At 61.6% G+C, this 16,034-nt stretch carries 17 protein-coding genes; 5 read left to right on the top strand and 12 right to left on the bottom strand.

What is annotated here, in order from left to right; genetic code table 11:
• Window positions 1–12 precede the first annotated feature (12 nt).
• The 3 genes from HMPREF3014_RS13920 to HMPREF3014_RS33510 form a co-directional block, all read right to left on the bottom strand.
• Window positions 13–1,320 (bottom strand): TolC family protein, encoded by a 1,308-nt coding sequence (locus HMPREF3014_RS13920; protein ID WP_023087254.1) that lies wholly within the window; start codon window positions 1,318–1,320, stop codon window positions 13–15.
• Window positions 1,321–1,395: 75 nt separating this feature from the next.
• Window positions 1,396–1,707, bottom strand: coding sequence for a hypothetical protein (locus HMPREF3014_RS13915; protein WP_196643839.1), 312 nt, complete (start codon window positions 1,705–1,707; stop codon window positions 1,396–1,398).
• A gap of 286 nt (window positions 1,708–1,993) precedes the next feature.
• Window positions 1,994–2,635: a LysR substrate-binding domain-containing protein gene (locus HMPREF3014_RS33510; protein WP_071534919.1), complete on the bottom strand. Its 642-nt coding sequence runs from the start codon at window positions 2,633–2,635 to the stop codon at window positions 1,994–1,996.
• A gap of 107 nt (window positions 2,636–2,742) precedes the next feature.
• Here HMPREF3014_RS33510 and HMPREF3014_RS33505 point away from each other — a divergent pair, with 107 nt between their 5' ends.
• Window positions 2,743–3,048 carry a helix-turn-helix domain-containing protein gene (locus HMPREF3014_RS33505; protein WP_003097526.1) on the top strand — a complete coding sequence of 102 codons (306 nt, stop codon included), beginning with the start codon at window positions 2,743–2,745 and terminating at the stop codon, window positions 3,046–3,048.
• A 4-nt stretch (window positions 3,049–3,052) separates the two neighbouring features.
• On the opposite strand, the gene HMPREF3014_RS13905 is transcribed toward HMPREF3014_RS33505, so the two are convergent.
• From HMPREF3014_RS13905 to HMPREF3014_RS13865, 9 genes are all read right to left on the bottom strand, one after another.
• On the bottom strand, window positions 3,053–3,943 hold the full coding sequence (locus HMPREF3014_RS13905; protein ID WP_003097524.1) for a LysR family transcriptional regulator: 891 nt from the start codon (window positions 3,941–3,943) through the stop codon (window positions 3,053–3,055).
• A 233-nt stretch (window positions 3,944–4,176) separates the two neighbouring features.
• A complete protein-coding gene (locus HMPREF3014_RS13900) occupies window positions 4,177–4,461 on the bottom strand; it encodes a CopK family periplasmic copper-binding protein (protein ID WP_003090336.1) in 285 nt (94 codons plus the stop codon).
• 128 nt (window positions 4,462–4,589) lie between these two features.
• Window positions 4,590–5,516: a copper homeostasis membrane protein CopD gene (gene copD / locus HMPREF3014_RS13895; protein ID WP_023087257.1), complete on the bottom strand. Its 927-nt coding sequence runs from the start codon at window positions 5,514–5,516 to the stop codon at window positions 4,590–4,592.
• Between the two features lie 4 nt (window positions 5,517–5,520).
• Complete coding sequence (gene copC / locus HMPREF3014_RS13890; protein ID WP_008063308.1) at window positions 5,521–5,907, bottom strand: copper homeostasis periplasmic binding protein CopC; 387 nt, start codon at window positions 5,905–5,907, stop codon at window positions 5,521–5,523.
• 141 nt (window positions 5,908–6,048) lie between these two features.
• A complete protein-coding gene (locus HMPREF3014_RS13885; protein WP_196656379.1) occupies window positions 6,049–8,355 on the bottom strand; it encodes a heavy metal translocating P-type ATPase in 2,307 nt (768 codons plus the stop codon).
• A 287-nt stretch (window positions 8,356–8,642) separates the two neighbouring features.
• Window positions 8,643–8,915: a DUF2933 domain-containing protein gene (locus tag HMPREF3014_RS13880; RefSeq protein ID WP_006226242.1), complete on the bottom strand. Its 273-nt coding sequence runs from the start codon at window positions 8,913–8,915 to the stop codon at window positions 8,643–8,645.
• Between the two features lie 33 nt (window positions 8,916–8,948).
• A complete protein-coding gene (locus HMPREF3014_RS13875; RefSeq protein ID WP_023087259.1) occupies window positions 8,949–9,434 on the bottom strand; it encodes a DUF411 domain-containing protein in 486 nt (161 codons plus the stop codon).
• 37 nt (window positions 9,435–9,471) lie between these two features.
• On the bottom strand, window positions 9,472–10,452 hold the full coding sequence (locus HMPREF3014_RS13870) for a copper resistance protein B (RefSeq protein WP_005408883.1): 981 nt from the start codon (window positions 10,450–10,452) through the stop codon (window positions 9,472–9,474).
• Between the two features lie 25 nt (window positions 10,453–10,477).
• Window positions 10,478–12,397 carry a copper resistance system multicopper oxidase gene (locus HMPREF3014_RS13865; protein ID WP_023109461.1) on the bottom strand — a complete coding sequence of 640 codons (1,920 nt, stop codon included), beginning with the start codon at window positions 12,395–12,397 and terminating at the stop codon, window positions 10,478–10,480.
• Window positions 12,398–12,651: 254 nt separating this feature from the next.
• Here HMPREF3014_RS13865 and HMPREF3014_RS13860 point away from each other — a divergent pair, with 254 nt between their 5' ends.
• From HMPREF3014_RS13860 to HMPREF3014_RS13845, 4 genes are all read left to right on the top strand, one after another.
• Entirely contained in the window at window positions 12,652–13,344 is a 693-nt protein-coding gene (locus tag HMPREF3014_RS13860; RefSeq protein ID WP_003097513.1) for a heavy metal response regulator transcription factor, read from the top strand.
• Window positions 13,316–14,752, top strand: coding sequence for a heavy metal sensor histidine kinase (locus tag HMPREF3014_RS13855; protein WP_044305157.1), 1,437 nt, complete (start codon window positions 13,316–13,318; stop codon window positions 14,750–14,752). Before HMPREF3014_RS13860 ends, HMPREF3014_RS13855 begins: the two co-directional genes overlap by 29 nt.
• 636 nt (window positions 14,753–15,388) lie before the next feature.
• A complete protein-coding gene (locus HMPREF3014_RS13850) occupies window positions 15,389–15,715 on the top strand; it encodes a DUF2933 domain-containing protein (protein WP_023087262.1) in 327 nt (108 codons plus the stop codon).
• Between the two features lie 18 nt (window positions 15,716–15,733).
• The gene (locus HMPREF3014_RS13845) at window positions 15,734–16,033 is read left to right on the top strand and encodes a heavy-metal-associated domain-containing protein (RefSeq protein ID WP_003090284.1); all 300 of its coding nucleotides are present in this window, start codon (window positions 15,734–15,736) and stop codon (window positions 16,031–16,033) included.
• Window position 16,034: the final 1 nt, after the last annotated feature.

Genomic DNA, 16,034 nt, shown 5'->3' with positions numbered 1-16,034 from the left:
GATGGTCTCCACTCAGTCCGCGATCAGGCTGTTCAGGCGGGCGACCAGGCTGTCGCGCTGCGCTCCGAGGTCGATCAGACGCATGCGCGTCTCCAGCACCTGGGCGCGCGCACTGAGCACAGCGCTCAGGTCCCCCTTGGCGGATCGGTAGTTGCTCAGCGCAAGCGCCGCTCGGTTCTGTACCAGTTGCAAGCCGGTGGTCTGCAGGCGGTCGATCTGGCTGTTCAACGCTTGGAGTTCGGCGGCGCTGTCGTCCAACTCCTGCAAATGCCGCCGCTCCACGTCTTCGCGTTCGGCGTCCAAACGTTCCAACTCGCGCTGTTTCGCCTCGATCATGGGCACTTGGCGTCGGTCCTTCTGCCATGGCAGATCGAATGTCACCTGGAATGACACCATGTCGCCCCATCGGCGATCACGCCGGCTATAGGCGATTTCCCAGGCCCAATCGCCGCGGGTCTCCGATTGGGCTTCGTGGGACTCGGCCCGGGCCATGCTTTGCATCGCCGGATAGAGTTCAAGCTCCGCGTGATTCGCCAGTTCTGTGCGCAGTTGCGCGACGGGGCGAGTGAGCGGGCCTGGATCGCCTTGCAGTGCTTCGTCGGCCCTGGAGCCCACCCAGCGCCGCAACGCGGCCCTGGCCTTGGCCCGGTCCCGCTGTAGATCGTCACGGCGGTCCGTGAGTGTCAGTGCCTCCTGTTGCGCGACCAACAGGTCGCCAGCCTGGGCGGTGCCGCCGGCGACGCGAGCGGGGAGACTGTCTTGCAGGCGCTGGTTCTCCGCGAGCAGTTCCGTCAGCAGTATCTCCCGTTGCTCCACCGCCTGCGCGGCGATCCACGCCAGGCTGAGTTCCTGGCGGATCTGCAATCGCTGCAAAACCAGCGCCGCGCGCTCTCGATCCACACGCGCCTGCGCGCTGGCGACCTGGGCGTCGCGCTTGGCCCTGTTGGGCACTTCCTGCATGAGCGCCAGGCGCTGCATCGTCATGGATTCGCGCGTCATGCTCCAGCGATCCATGCCGCTGATGGGGTAGTTTTCGATGCCGAGCGAGAGCTTGGGATCGGGCAGCGAGCCTGCTGCCTTCTGCACGGATTCGGCGACGTTGACCTGCAACTGCTGCGCGTTGATGCGTGGGCTCTGCTGCTCCGCGATAAGGCGTGCCTCAGCAAAATCGAGGGCGTAGGCTACAGGCGAAACAAGCGCACTGCCCGCCAACGCGATGCTGATAGCTTTCAGACGATGCAATCGCATCGAGGCCGGCGTTGTGCCTCGGCCGTACGCCGATGGGCGCCCCTCGGGGGCGCCAAAAAAGGGAGTAAACATGGTTGTCCTCGGAATGGGTGTTCACGAAATCACATGGCCTGCCGCGTGGTTGCGCAGCGAGCACGGATCGGCGTGTCAATTCCGCAGGACTTGAAACGTGAGATAGATCGGGGGAAAGCCCGCGCGGGGATTGGGAGGAATGTAGGTAACGTGCCGCCTGAGGGCTACCCGGTCGAGAACCAACCCGGGCAGCGAGTTGGGGAGCCACATCACGTGCGCCGCGAGAAACTGAATGTCCAGCCCCTGCCATGAAAGCGCCGACTCCCGATCGCCACTGCAATGAGCGTGGCACAACTGTGGCGCTTCGCTGTCCATGGAATCAGGCATGCCGGTGCAATCCGACATTGGCAACTTGTCAGCCTGCTGCATCGAGATCGTGGCACGCATTTGCGTGGTTTCCACAGATGCCCTCGGGTCTGGCTTGGGACAGACGTACATCGCCATCGCAACCTGCGAGAAAAGCAAGGTTACGACTAGGCCGCTGGTAATCCAGCGGCTCCATCTTGCGAGAAGGCGCCTTAAGCCGATCATGCGGACATACTATTGGAAGTTGTAGGGAGTTGAATTGATCAAGGTCAGTTTCCAGGATGAATTGATGCGTCTGGACGGCGCCTTGGCCCGAACCGGCACCCGCTGCAAATCCACCGGCAAGGGCGGCCACCGCACGTGGTTGTCATGCTTTACGCGCCTCGGCAACTCGCAAGGCTCTAAGCTCAAATCGATCAGCTACAAGATTCGTCTGCCCCGAGAGTCGCTGCAGGTGCGTAATGACCTCGTAGGGGCCATCGGCTATTGGGCGCGTGCAGATTCCGCACTGGCTAGCGGTTTCGATGCGTGATCGCGAAGAAATCCCTACGCCATATCCAGCTGCGACCCAGAGCAATAACATCTCAAAAGAACTGACATGCTGGACATTCGGCCTTTCCGTTGATGACATGGAGGACAGGTACTGGTCCAGCGAAGGAGAATATTCGGCCTTCCATCGAAACACGGAGTGCTCCTTAAGTTCGTCTATTCTGATTGACTGCTGCCGGAGCAGTGGGTATCGCAGCGGCGTGGCAAGAGCTGTCGCCTCAAACCAAATAGAAAGACTCTTCAGCGAAGAATCGCTCACCTGCTTCAAAGAAAGGCCGACGTCGAAGCGCCGTTTGTAGAGGCCTGTAATGAGATCGCTCGTCGTAACCTCATTAAATTCCATAGAAACTTCGGGCTCCTCCGCGCGCTGCAGGGCAAGCAATGCAGCTAGGTACGAAGAGGCCACACCAGGCGCTATGGCGAGCCTGAGCTGTGGGCGTGGGCTGGTGGCGTCGTGCATGAGAGGCCCCAAGAAGCGATAAGACAAGGATGGAAAGTCTTCATGATAGCTAGTTTGAGTTAAACTTAACGTGGTTAAATTGTTTGGACTGTTCGACGCTTCCAAGGATGGAGAAGCGAACTGTCCGACGAGGCCGTCCCCCAGGAACTACCACTTTCGACGCCGAGCCAGCGTTGGCATTCGGAGCGGCCGTTCGTGTCGCCCGGCTGACGCAAGGTGTTGCTCAGGAAGAACTGGCTGCGAAAGCAGGGATCGAGCGATCGCACATGGGCAAAATAGAGCGTGGGGAGCACATGCCCACTCTCGCTCTGATCTTAAGAATCGCCGCCGGACTCAAGCTCAGTGCTGCGGAACTCGTCAGCGCAGCCGAACGCAATCTTCGTGCCGCGGCGCACGATTCAGATAGGCATTGACGCTTTAGTCATCCGGAGGTCCTCGCAGACGTTCGATGAAGCGATCCAGCGAAACCGATGAGTTGCTGCTTTCTGGCCGAAGCAGATAGGTTGTGATTACCGCCGTGTCCTGCGCCAGAGGGCGAATCACCACGTCCGGCCTCTGGCTGATGGGAATCTTGGTCGCCGTCATGAAACCAATCCCATAGCCTGCGCCGACGAGCGTTAGCATCATGTCCAGCGACGACACTTCTTCGACAACGTTGAGTCTGTGTTCCAGAACCTGTAGCAGCCGATTTAGTTCTCGGCAGTAGCCTTCGCAGGCCAGTTTGTCGCACAGAACCAGTGGGTGACCCTGAAGTTCGTTCAGCGGAACTTGCTTGTGCGCAAGAAGCGAGTGCCGCGCTGGCACGGCGATCACAATCGGGTCTCGCCAGATCGGTTCAGCCACGATGCCTTCGCCAACATCCGCCGCGTGTGCAAATCCGATCGTGAAGTCGCCAGACCGTAGGCCCCGTATCTGCTCGGTCAGCGGTACCTCGGAGAGACGTATCTCGACCTCGGGCTCTTCCGCGCGGCAACGAGCTAGGAACGCCGATAGTCGTGGGTCCATCGCACCATCGGAAATTGCAATGCGCAGGCTGCCCCTCAGGCCCGCGGCAATGGCTCTGGCATTCTCACGCGCTTGCTCCAGGACAGTGAAGAGTCGGCGGGTGTCCTGCAAGAATGCCGCCCCCGCCACGGTCAGCCGTGTGCCCCTGCGGTCGCGGTCAAACAGCGTGACCCCAAGCTCATCTTCCAACTCCTTGATCGCGCGAGACAAGGGGGGTTGCTCTATATGCAGCCTCTCGGCCGCCCGCGTGAAATGCAACTCCTCTGCTAAGACGACAAAGCATCGTAGATGACGCAACTCCATAAATCGGGCTCCTCGCAAGTTCTCATTCGCGCCAGATGTCCCGTGGACGAATCACGGTGGACGGGGAGGCTGGATCCATTTCAGGGAAGTTGATGCGCTTGACATCGCAAAAACTGGCATCTTGAGCGCTCGTGGTTGCTCGTGACGCGTCCCAAGCGCGCGCGCGCCCGATCGGGGCGCGCGTCTCTGTCACACTGTGCAGAAGCTTTGAAAAGCACCGCACACCCGCGGCGTCATCCGCCGTGCTCTTTTTGTAGCAGCGACCCGAGGCGAGCGACTTCATTGCTGGTGATCGCGATGTTGCGCCCATCCTTCGTCGACACCGAAGCTCCGACATTGAGATAGACGGCGCGCCCGAAGCGGCTTTCCTGTGCCATCTTTCCGTCCTTGAAGATGTACAGCGTTCCCCCGTCAGCCAAGGGAACCATTTCCTTGGCTGCTTGGGCTGCTGCATGACCGGCGAAGGCTGGCACGGAGAGAGCGCTCAACAGGGCGGCAATGACAATTTGCGATTTCATGATCGACTCCTTTGTAAAAACGACGACAACTTGCGCCGCGTCGTTAAATGTAAAAGCAGGCGGTCTACAGAGCGCTTACCCGTGCATTACATTCAATTCATGTGCTGTCATCTGCCGCCCATGAAGGACTAGGTTCCAGTGGGAGACAAGATGCCAAGCCATGCAACGCTCGCCAGAACCAAAACGGCCAAGGTCGCCTCCGTGAACAGACTCTGCCTAAGCTTAATGACTGCCTGTGCGCGATTGCCTGCCTTCAAAGCTGCCTCCAGGCTCGGGCTCAACCGATACCGATTGGCAGCAGCCAACGCCAGCATGCCTGCGAAAAGCAAGAGCTTTACCATCAGCAGCCGGCCATACAGCGTCGAGATGAGCGGATCAAACGATGGTCCGGCGATCAACAGGTAATTGAGAATTCCACTCACGACGAGTGCAGCCACGATCGCTGTACCTATGCGAGCAAAGCCATTCGACGTCCGACTGAGGACCGCTACCGGGTCTTGCGCGACATCCCGCTTGTGGGATGCCAGCATCAAGAACGCCACCAATGCGCCCACCCAAGCGCCCGCTGCCCAGAGGTGCGTGATATCCGACGCAAGATGGATGTAGCCGCGAACGCCGTCGTCCATCGCGCCGTGGCCTGCCCACGCAAGGGTCGCCAGCGCCACGCCGGTGGAGAGCGCCATCACTGCAAATCGCAAGGTAGCGTTCAATTTCAACATTGCGACGAGCAAACACACCAACAGCGCGAGGATGCGAATGCACCAGGCGATGCCCATGTGCGTGCCCGTAATGAGCATGTCGAAGACGTGCGTTGACAGCTCCGCGTAGCTCTGGGCGCCGGACATGGCCTTGGCCATGACCGTCATGCCCCACATCGACAGGGCAATGCCGATGGCAGCGGATGCGCCAATGAGGACGCGATAGCGGCGCGAGATCGTCGAGGATCGCTCGTCGTTGCCCAAAGCATAGAGACCGAACATGGCGACGCCAAAAGCCGCCGCCAGGTCCAGATACAGCGCCAGGCGCAGGACGATGGTCAACCAATCCCCGGCCATGGGCTTACTTCACCTTGAAGGTGACGTTACCCGTGATCGGATGCGTGTCCGAGGAGACGGCACGCCATTCGACGCGATAGTCACCGGGCTGGAGCGCCTGTGCCGGCGTGATGACCATGGTCTTGCCGTCGCCGGCACCCGCGACGCTGGCGTTGATCTTCATCGGGCCATGGCTCGCCATTCCCGGCATGCCAGTCATGACAAGGCTCGCGGCGGAGAACTGCGGCACCAGCGTCTCGGAGAACTTCAGCTCGATGGTGGCTGGCGCGGAAACCTGCGACTTGTCGGCCGGCGTTGAAGACACCAGCGAAGGATGCGCGAATGCGGCGGTGGCGAACAGACCAGCAGCGATCGGCGCGACGAGCTTGGCGATGAAATGTGAACGGGTCATAGAAGTTTCTACCTGGATGTGTGAGGTGTGGTTTAAGAACGAAATGCCGAGATAAGGCTTGCACCTTCGCAACGGCGTGGAACGAAAGAAACGGTTCGCTGGGCGATAGCAGGCTCCTGTAGGTTCAGAAAGAAAATCCGGTCACAGTCGGCTCGCTCTCAGGCGCAAGGCGTTGCCAACGACGGACGCCGAACTCAGGCTCATCGCCAATGCTGCGATCAGCGGCGACAGCAGCCAGCCCGTGAGGGGATAGAGAACCCCGGCGGCGATGGGGATGCCCAGCGCGTTGTAGAGGAAGGCGAACATGAGGTTCTGCTTCATGTTGCGCACGGTACTCACCGAGAGCGTGCGAGCGACAGCGATGCCACGCAGGTCGCCCTTGACAAGCGTGACCTGGGCGCTGTTCATCGCCACGTCGGTTCCCGTTCCCATGGCGATGCCCACGTCTGCCTTCGCCAAGGCCGGCGCGTCGTTGATGCCGTCACCGGCCATGGCGACGATGCGTCCTTCTTTCTGCAGCCGCTCGATCAACATGAGCTTGTCCGCCGGCTTGACCTCACCATGCACCTCGTCGATGCCCAGGCGTGCACCGACGGCTTTGGCGGTGGTCTGCCCGTCCCCGGTGGCCATGATGACCCGCAGGCCCGCAGCCTTCAACGCGGCCAGGGCCTCGGGGGTGCTGCCCTTGACCGGATCGGATACGGCGAGCAAGCCCGCGAGCTGCCCGTCCACCGCCAGGTACATGACGCTGGCCCCTTCGCCGCGCAGAGCTTCGGCCTGGGGTACGAGCGGTTCCACCGATACGCCAGACTGTTCCATCAGCACTGTGTTGCCCAACGCCAGTTGCCGGTGCTCAACCTTTCCGCGCACGCCGATGCCGGTTCCCGATTCAAAGCTCTGAGGCTTCACGAGTTGGAGGCCCTGGGCACGCGCGGCCTGCACGATGGCGTCGGCCAGGGGGTGTTCACTGCCCTGGTCCAGGCTGGCCGCAAGACGCAGCACCTCATCGTTCGTAAAGCCGGGCGCTGCGACGACCTGATCGAAAGCAGGTCGGCCTTCGGTCAGGGTTCCTGTCTTGTCGATGACGAGGGTATCGACCTTGCGAAGATTCTCGATCGCCGCGGCATCGCGGAACAGCACGCCCTGCGTGGCGCCACGGCCCGTTGCGACCATGATCGACATCGGCGTGGCCAGACCCAGCGCGCACGGGCAGGCGATGATCAGGACGGCCACCGCATTGATCAGTCCATAGACCCAGGTGGGCTGTGGCCCGAAGAATCCCCATACAAAGAGCGTCGTGACCGCAATGGCGACGACGGCCATCACGAAGTAGCCGGCAACGACATCGGCCATGCGTTGCATCGGTGCCTTGGAACGCTGCGCCTGGGCGACCATCTGGACGATCTGCGACAGAACGGTGTCCGAGCCGATCCGCTCCGAACGCATGACCAGCGCGCCGCTGGTGTTGAGTGTGGCCCCGATGACCTTGTCGCCCACGCGCTTGCTGACGGGCAGCGGTTCGCCGGTCAGCATGGATTCGTCAATCGAGCTGCTGCCCTCGTGCACGATGCCATCCACCGGCACCTTCTCGCCGGGTCGGATGCGCAGCAGGTCGCCGACGTGCACATGGCTGAGCGGCACGTCTTCCTCGCTGCCGTCCGCATTGATGCGCCGCGCGGTCTTGGGCGCCAGCCCCAGCAGCGACTTGATGGCCGCCGAAGTCTGGGAGCGGGCCTTGAGTTCCAGCACCTGGCCGAGCAGTGTCAGCGAGATGATGACGGCGGCGGCCTCGAAATACACGCCGACCCGTCCCATGGACATGAAGGAAGCTGGAAACACTTCCGGCGCAACGGTTGCCACAACGCTGTAGATGAATGCCGCACCCGTTCCCAGGCCGATCAGTGTCCACATGTTCGGGCTGCGGTTGACCACGGACAGCCAGCCGCGGGAGAAGAAGGGCCAGCCGGCCCACAGCACGATCGGCAACGACAGCACCAACTCGACCCAGCTCTGTGTAGCCATGTCCATCAGGTGCAGCCGCTCGCCCAGCATCGCCAGCGCCAGGACCACGAGCGTCAGCGGCAAGGTCCACCAGAAGCGACGCGAGAAGTCACGCAACTCCGGGTTGTCGTCATCGAGGTCGGGCAGCAGAGGCTCCAGCGTCATCCCGCACTTGGGGCAGGTTCCCGGATGATCCTGGCGGATCTCCGGGTGCATCGGGCAGGTGTAGACGGTTCCGGGCGCGGTTGGCGATGCCGCCGGGGCCGGTGAAACTGCGGTGCTGGCATGGTGATGCGGTGCATGGCCGCTGCCTGTGCCTATGCCCGCGTCACCGCTGGCATATCGCGCCGGATCGGCGTCGAATTTGGCCTTGCATCCGGTGCTGCAAAACAAGTACGTGTTCCCCAAGTGCGTGGAGCGGTGCTGCGACGCCGCCGTGACCGCCATGCCACACACCGGATCTCGCGTCGCGGCATCGGGCTGCGTGTGGCTTGAGGACCCGCCCGCATCGTCACTTCCAGCATGGCTGGCGTGATGGTGGTGCGTATGCGGGCCGGACGTTGTGGCACCCGCCGCCATGCCTGCGTGCTCCTGTCCTGAAGACTTACTGGGTGAATTCATAGTGACAAGTGGCCTCCGCCGTTAACCGTTGGTGTCTGGTGATCGCAGCAGGCCGCAGGCGCGCAAGGAGACAAGCGCGGCGTCGCGTGCTCGCACGGTGCGAGTGCCTCGACTCATTGCTTCTGCTCCTTGGAGGCTGCGGCACCTTCCTCACCCTGACGCGCGGCATGATCGTGTCCGCCGTGGCCGTGACCACGGTGCATGAACAGGTGCATCAGCGGACAAGCCGCCAGCAGCAGGAAGGGGAGATAGCCGGCAACATGCGCCGTGTGCTCCTTGAGCAGGAAATACGCGGCGACAGCGGCGATGATGAGGAACGCCACGCCGTAGCGCGATCGCCAGAACCGGGGACGATCGCTGGGGGTCTGTGTGTGCTGATGCTGCATGGCATATCTCCACGAAGAAGGGTTGATGGATGGTCAGCGATGCGACTGATAGACCGTGCTGCTACCGCTTTTCCCGATCAGCAGCACGTCGTAGGCGTCCTTGCGTCCACCATAGGCCGGACCATCCATGCCGGGCGAACCGACCGGCATGCCCGGCGCCGCGAGGCCGATGGCCTGCGGGGCTTCGCGCAGCAAGCGTTGAATGTCCGAGGCAGGCACATGACCCTCGATGGCATAGCCGCCGATCTGCGCCGTGTGGCAAGAACCGTACTTCTGTGGGATGCCCAGCCGCGTGCGCGCTGCGGTGTTCCCGGTGTCGAGAACCTGCACATCGAAGCCTGCGCCTTGCAGGTGTGAGACCCAGTCCTTGCAGCATCCGCAGCTCGGGTCCTTCCAGACCTTGGCAATCGGTCGGCTCTGCGCCAGGCTCGGTCCTGCGAGTGCCATCACCAACAAGCCAGCGATCAATGCCTGGCGTCTCGGCACTTTGCCCTGGCTTCTGTCGTAGTGCATGTTCATAGATTGCCTCTCATCAGATGATCAAACCCGCTAGGTTCTAGAACCAGAATCGCACGCCAGCCACCCAGCGCGTCTGCTGGGCACGGCCGCCTTCGGCACGCACATAGTCCGCGGTGCGTCCGAAGCTGCCCGCCCGTTCCACGCCGATATAGGGGGCGAACTGGCGACTGAATTCATAGCGCAGGCGCAAGCCAGCAGACGCTTCGGCCAGGCCCTTGCCGATACCGCGTTCCGGGTCGTCCTTGCCATAGAACTGCAACTCGGCGCGAGGCTCCAGAATCAGTCGCTGGGTCAGCAGCAGCTCGTAGCTGCCTTCGACACGCAGCGCCGTACGTCCACCACTTCCCACGTAGCCCGTCGCCTCCAGCTCGAACCAGTAGGGGGCGAGGCCCTGGATGCCGAAAGCCAACCATTGACGGCTCGGGCCTTCTCCGTTATCCACCCGAACGCCGAGCTGGGTGTCCCAGTACGGTGCGACGGCGTGCCCCCAGAGAAGCTCGGTACGCGATTCTTCGAGCTTTCCTTTGGCGATATCGCCTTCGGCCTTCACGACGGCCTTGTTGTAGGTCGTCCCATACCACGCCTGGAGGTCGTAGGCCGTGGAATCGTCCCCTTTGCGCGTGAAGCGGCGTTCCAGGGTTTCGCCGCGCAACGAAAAGAACCTGTGTTCGTCGGCCAGCATCAGCCGCGGCACACCGGGTACGGCGTAGTCGCCCGATCCCAATGTCAGGCCATTGGAGTAGCCGTGCGGATCGCGGGCGTCAGGAGGCGCCGACCCGCCCTGCATCTGCATGTTGCCGTGATCCATGGCCGGGGCCGCGGTCGAGCCGCTCGCCGACGTCGCGTGACCCGCGTGCGGGTCGGCGGCAGGAGCCACGGTCTGAGTGGATGGCGCGGCCGTTTGAGCGTCGGCCTGGCCGTGCGCTGCATGGTCGTTCTGTGCTTGTGCCTGGGCGGCGACGCTTACCAGGGCCAGAAGCGTCGTGGCCAGTGCGCGAGTGGGGAGTGCTTTGGACATTCTTGGTCTTCCTTGTGCGCTGGGTTCAAGACACCACGACTTCGCGGAACATGCCGGCATCCATGTGGAACATCAGGTGGCAGTGCCACGCCCAGCGGCCGAGCGCGTCGGCTGTCACCAGGAAGCTGATGCGTTGTGCCGGCTGCACCGGCAGGGTGTGGCGGCGCGCAAGGAAGCGACCGTCGGGGCTTTCCAGCTCGCTCCACATGCCGTGCAGGTGCATGGGATGGGTCATCATGGTGTCGTTGTGCAGAATGACCCGCAGCCGCTCGCCGTGTTTGAAGTGCACCGGCGTGGACTTTCCGAACTCCAGCCCGTCCAGGGACCATGCGTAGCGTTCCATGTTGCCCGTAAGGTGCAGTTCGACCTCCCGGCCAGGGCCTCTCTTGTCCAGCGGCCCCGACGGGGTATGCAGATCCGCGAGGGTCAACACGCGCCGACCGTTGTTGCGCAGTCCGATGCCGGGGTCATCGAGGTTGGTGCGCGCCATGTCAACGCGCATGTCCGTGCTGGCACCATACTCGGTGCGAGCGTGGCGAGCAGTAGTGCTGGGCACGGCCAGTCCCCCCGCCGCCGCGGCGTGTTGGCTGTGATCCATCGCCATGCCACCGTGGTTCATGGCGCCGTGGTTCATGCCAGCCATCGCCCCATGATCCATCCCGGACATCGAACCCGAGCCCATCCCGGTCATCCCGGTCATGCCCGTCATGCCCGTCATGCCCGTCATGCCCGTCATCCCGGTCATCTCCATGGCCTGGCCGGACCCGCCATGGTCCATGCCCCCCATCATGCCGCCCATCATGTCGTTCATGGTCAGCCATTCGACCGGATCGAGGGCAGGCACGGGAGCTTGAAGACCTTCACGCACGGCCAGCGTGGCACGCGCGTAGCCTGTCCGGTCCATCGCCTGGGCGAAGATCGTGTAAGCGTCATCCCGTGGCTGGACGATCACGTCGACGGTTTCGCCAGGACCGAATCGGAACTCATCGACGGTCACCGGCTCCACGTCAACACCATCGACGTGCACCACCGTGAGTTTCAGTCCGGGAATGCGTACGTCGTAGAAGGTGTTGCCCGCACCGTTGACCATGCGCAGCCGCACGCGCTCACCCGGTCGGAACAGCGCCGTCCAATTGCCGGCGGGGGTGACGCCGTTGGCCAGATAGGTCAGCGTGGCGGCAGACAGATCTGCGAGATCCGTCGGATTCATCCGCATCTCGTTCCACATTTTGCGCTTGTCGATCGCGGCGGCCGTGCCTTCGCGCGAGGCGTCCCGGAAGAAGTCGAAGACGGTAGGTTGGTTGTAGTTGTAATAGTCGCTTTGGGACTTGAGCTTGGTGAACACCCGCATCGGGTCTTCGTCGGTCCAATCCGAGAACAGCAGCACGTGGTCACGGTCGGCGTGGATGGTCTCGGCGCCAGCAGGGTCGATGATGATCGCCCCGTACATGCCCGTGAGTTCCTGGAAGCCGGAGTGCGAGTGGTACCAGTAGGAGCCGCTCTGCTGAACCTTGAAGCGGTACGTGAAGGTCTCGCCGGGAGCGATGCCATTGAAGCTGATGCCCGGCACGCCATCCATCTGATACGGCAGGATGATCCCGTGCCAGTGAATGGATGTGGCTTCACGCAGCTTGTTGGTTACACGGATTGTGACGGTGTCACCCTCGCGCCAACGCAATGTCGGTGCCGGCAGCGAGCCGTTGATGGTCGTAGCCACGCCTGGCTTGCCCGTGAAGTTCACGGGCGATTCGGCGATCACCAAGTCGAACTCGGTGCCCTTCAGCACAGGGGCGGCACCGCGCGTCGCGGAGCCTTGCTGGGCAAATGCCTTGAACGCTGGCGTGGACAGCCCAGCGAGAACGCCGCCGGCGGCTAACCCTTGGACGAAACGCCGACGAGAAAGGCCCTGTGGGGGCACGATAAAAAAGGGTGAACGAGGCGGCATGGCCTGAAATCCTCCATAGATGACTCGGAAGTCGTTCTAAACGCCACCCCATCCTGAGCGGCACAGTTCGACGCAATGCAGGTCATGCTATGGGTTGGGCACTTTCTATCGAATGACCCTTGAATTACATTCATGTAATGTTCGTGTCATGTTCGTGGAAGCTGGCACCCAGTAAATTGCTGATTGAAAGTGGATGAATGCGTACATCGTGAGCGGCTATTGCTCTGCGCCGTAGCGATTTCATAGGACATGCGATGAAACTGCTGGTCGTTGAAGACGAGAACAAGACGGCGGATTACGTCCGCCAAGGTCTCATGGAGGCGGGATTCGTCGTGGATCTGGCGCGCAACGGATTGGACGGACACCACCTGGCCATGGGCGAGACATACGATCTGGTGGTCTTGGATGTCATGCTGCCGGATGTCGATGGCTGGCGCATCGTGCGTGCCCTTCGAGATGCCGGTAAACAGGTCCCTGTGCTCTTTCTGACGGCGCGTGGCGGTGTAGACGACCGTGTCAAGGGATTGGAACTGGGAGCGGACGACTACCTCGTCAAGCCATTCGCGTTCTCTGAGTTGCTGGCGCGGGTGCGGACGCTGCTGCGACGCGGAAGCGCTCCGAGCCAGCCTGATCGCATCCAGGTTGCCGATTTGGTACTGGACTTGGCGCGCCGGCGCGCAACGCGCGCTGGCCAACGCATCAATCTCACCAGCAAGGAGTTCGCGTTGCTTGAGCTCCTGGCCCGTCGCCAGGGGGAGGTCCTTCCACGTTCTCTGATCGCGTCGCAGGTATGGGACATGAATTTCGACAGCGACAGCAACGTCATCGATGTAGCCATCCGCCGTCTACGCGCGAAGATAGACGATGCGTTCAATCCGAAGCTCATCCACACCGTGCGTGGAATGGGATACACGCTCGATGCGCCCGATGATGCCCCTGCGCCATAAGCCGCGGCAAAGCCGTCCAGCGTCGCTTGCATTAAGGGTCACGGCCCTGGTTGGTATCGCCACGACCTTGGTGTTTCTTGTGTTCAACTGGGTCATTCTTCGGTCGTTGGAGCACCACTTTGCTCAACAGGATGCCCACGAACTGGAGGCAGTGACAACCGCTTTGGCTCAGCCCTTGCGCCAGCTTGCAAGTGACATCGCAAGCGACGAACTGAAGCAACACTTGGCCAACGCAGTCGCAGGACATCATGGGATGACGTACGGCGTCTACGATGGGTCTGGCACTAGCATCTATGCCACGCCCGGCCCTGACCTGTCGAGACTTGCCAGTAGCAAAAAGTTGGTCAACCGCATCACCGCTGACGATTTGATCGTGTGGCAGGAGGATCAGAGGTCATATCGAGGTGTGGTGATACAACTGCCTGCTGACGATTCAGCGGCGCCCGGCTACCGCATCGTCGCCGCCATGGACATCGGCTTTCATCTCGACTTCCTGGCGGAGTTCAAGCGCATGCTCTGGTGGGCAACCGGCTTGGTCATGTGTCTGGCGCTCGGTGTGGCTTGGCTGGCGGTGCAGTGGGGCCACCTGCCGATTCGCAAGGTCAATGAAGAGATTCGGGCGATTCGCTCTTCAAAGCTGGATGTGAGGCTGGATCCTCGGGATGTGCCGATCGAACTGGCGGAACTGGTATTCGCCTTCAACGATATGTTGGCGAGAATCGAGGAAGGCTTCACCCGGCTATCACACTTTTCCGCAGACATCGCGCACGAGTTGCGCACGCCCGTCACCAACCTGGTCACGCAGACTCACGTGGCGCTTGGCCAGCCGCGCAGCAACGAGGAATACAGAGAAATCCTCTATTCAAATTTGGAAGAGTTTGATCGGATGGGACGCATGATTGGGGACATGCTGTTTCTTGCCCAAACGGAAAATGATCCCCGCAACTTGCGTCTGTCTACCATTGATCTGTCCGAATTGGTGCGAAGTCTGTTCGACTATTTCGAGGCGCTGGCAGAAGATAGCGGCATTACGCTTGGTGTTAAAGGGGCGATCGGCAGCATAGCGGCGGATCGGGAAATGCTCACCCGGGCGCTGAACAATCTTCTCTCGAATGCAATTCGACACACGCCTCGCGGCAAGAGCATCACGGTCTTGCTTTCGCAGGATGAGCAGTGGACAACGATCAGTGTGGTCAATCCCGGTGAGAGAATTCCTGAGCCCGATCTACCAAAGCTCTTCAACCGCTTCTACCGAGTTGATCCGGCACGGCAACGAAATACGGCGGGCGCCGGTCTTGGCCTTGCCATCGTGAAATCGATTGCGGAGGCACATGGTGGCTCCGTTGCCGTGACCTCCAGTGAGCTTGTCACCAGGTTTGACTTGGTATTGCCCCATCTGCGGCAGTAGTCCGAGGGCGCTGCGGTCCGTCCAGCCAACTGGCGTATCTCTTTGCCTGATTCTGGGATCTACCCGGCCGGCCACGTTGCTACGCGAGCGGGACATTTTTTCTCCGTGACTGCCACGTGCCCAGTCCTAGCGGCAGGCGCCGACATCATGCGCTTGTGTATCCCATCGCTACGTCCACACCGCACGCGAGGGCCTTTGCTCGGCCGCGATCCGGTCACAGTTCCGGACACCGTTCGTAGATAGCCTCCGATCGGTGCCGAACGTCTGCCTGCTCGGCACATCTGTCGCGCGCTCACTTGGCGGTGTGCGCTGAGCCCCTGAGGTGAGCTGGTCTGCTGGTTCGCTGCGCGGGGTATGTACCCCGTAGCTGGGTACAGAGAGTCTTTTTGATCAAGATCAAGGTACTGCCTTTACCTCAGCTCTATGCTGAGCTTAACAAGCCACATTTGGCACGGGTCGATCATGCTCAGAAACTATCGAGGACTTTTTAGCCCGGGGCCATGGAAATCTCCGGTGTTCAGCCCCATTCTTCTGGCATACCTGTCTCATGGATGGGCCTGATCAGCGCCCTGCACGGCACTCGAATGCGGGAATCTCGCCAATCGACAAGGGTCAACTTCACGAAGGAGCATCGCCATGAATATTCCGCCCGATCGAAGTAAGAGCACAGGAAACAGCCCGAACTGGTCTCGCATCAACCAGTGGCTGCTGTGGCTCGGCCTCGCCGCCGCCGTTGCCTGGATGTTCTACCGCCACAACGCCCATCTTCTGCAACTGCTTCCCTTCCTCTTCATCCTCGCCTGTCCGTTGATACACATCTTCGGCCATGGCAGTCACGGCGCACATGGTGGTCATGACCATCAAGATCAGCCGCCTCGGGGCGATGAAGAGGGTTCGCCTGCGCGCCAATCAGACGACCGGAGCCGCCCGAAATCCGTCGGCCAGTCCGGGCACCACCACTGAAACCACCGGAGCATCATCATGGAAACCATCGAACTCAAGGTTGCCGGCATGACCTGCGCCTCCTGCGCGAACTCGGTCAGCAAGGCGCTCAAGCGCGTAGCTGGTGTGCAAGACGTGCATGTCGATCTCGCTCGCGGCGCAGCGAGTGTCACCGGCGACCAGACGGCCCAGAAGACGCCTGAGCTGATCGCGGCCTTAGCTGCCGCGGGCTACGAGGCATCCGCTGATTCCTCGCCGGGCATTGCGGCGGGTGCCGGTGCCTCCCATGCGCCGGCCGCTGCCCGTTCAAAGGGGCATGGCGGCTGCTGCTGCCGCTGAT

It is taken from the genome of Pseudomonas sp. HMSC065H01, assembly GCF_001815235.1.
Classification (GTDB): Bacteria; Pseudomonadota; Gammaproteobacteria; order Pseudomonadales; family Pseudomonadaceae; genus Pseudomonas; species Pseudomonas aeruginosa.
This window is presented reverse-complemented; position numbering and strand designations above follow the sequence as displayed.

Bases quoted from the DNA above. Each gene is read 5' to 3' on its own strand.
- HMPREF3014_RS13850 (WP_023087262.1), top strand. From the start codon at position 15,389: ATGAATATTCCGCCCGATCGAAGTAAGAGCACAGGAAACAGCCCGAAC.
- copD (WP_023087257.1), bottom strand. From the start codon at position 5,516: ATGGCCGGGGATTGGTTGACCATCGTCCTGCGCCTGGCGCTGTATCTG.
- HMPREF3014_RS13905 (WP_003097524.1), bottom strand. From the start codon at position 3,943: ATGGAGTTGCGTCATCTACGATGCTTTGTCGTCTTAGCAGAGGAGTTG.
- copC (WP_008063308.1), bottom strand. From the start codon at position 5,907: ATGACCCGTTCACATTTCATCGCCAAGCTCGTCGCGCCGATCGCTGCT.
- HMPREF3014_RS13875 (WP_023087259.1), bottom strand. From the start codon at position 9,434: ATGAACATGCACTACGACAGAAGCCAGGGCAAAGTGCCGAGACGCCAG.
- HMPREF3014_RS13900 (WP_003090336.1), bottom strand. From the start codon at position 4,461: ATGAAATCGCAAATTGTCATTGCCGCCCTGTTGAGCGCTCTCTCCGTG.
- HMPREF3014_RS13885 (WP_196656379.1), bottom strand. From the start codon at position 8,355: ATGGCGGTCACGGCGGCGTCGCAGCACCGCTCCACGCACTTGGGGAAC.
- HMPREF3014_RS13870 (WP_005408883.1), bottom strand. From the start codon at position 10,452: ATGTCCAAAGCACTCCCCACTCGCGCACTGGCCACGACGCTTCTGGCC.
- HMPREF3014_RS13880 (WP_006226242.1), bottom strand. From the start codon at position 8,915: ATGCAGCATCAGCACACACAGACCCCCAGCGATCGTCCCCGGTTCTGG.
- HMPREF3014_RS13855 (WP_044305157.1), top strand. From the start codon at position 13,316: ATGCGCCCGATGATGCCCCTGCGCCATAAGCCGCGGCAAAGCCGTCCA.
- HMPREF3014_RS33505 (WP_003097526.1), top strand. From the start codon at position 2,743: ATGGAGAAGCGAACTGTCCGACGAGGCCGTCCCCCAGGAACTACCACT.
- HMPREF3014_RS13915 (WP_196643839.1), bottom strand. From the start codon at position 1,707: ATGCGTGCCACGATCTCGATGCAGCAGGCTGACAAGTTGCCAATGTCG.
- HMPREF3014_RS13845 (WP_003090284.1), top strand. From the start codon at position 15,734: ATGGAAACCATCGAACTCAAGGTTGCCGGCATGACCTGCGCCTCCTGC.
- HMPREF3014_RS13920 (WP_023087254.1), bottom strand. From the start codon at position 1,320: ATGTTTACTCCCTTTTTTGGCGCCCCCGAGGGGCGCCCATCGGCGTAC.
- HMPREF3014_RS13865 (WP_023109461.1), bottom strand. From the start codon at position 12,397: ATGCCGCCTCGTTCACCCTTTTTTATCGTGCCCCCACAGGGCCTTTCT.
- HMPREF3014_RS13860 (WP_003097513.1), top strand. From the start codon at position 12,652: ATGAAACTGCTGGTCGTTGAAGACGAGAACAAGACGGCGGATTACGTC.
- HMPREF3014_RS33510 (WP_071534919.1), bottom strand. From the start codon at position 2,635: ATGCACGACGCCACCAGCCCACGCCCACAGCTCAGGCTCGCCATAGCG.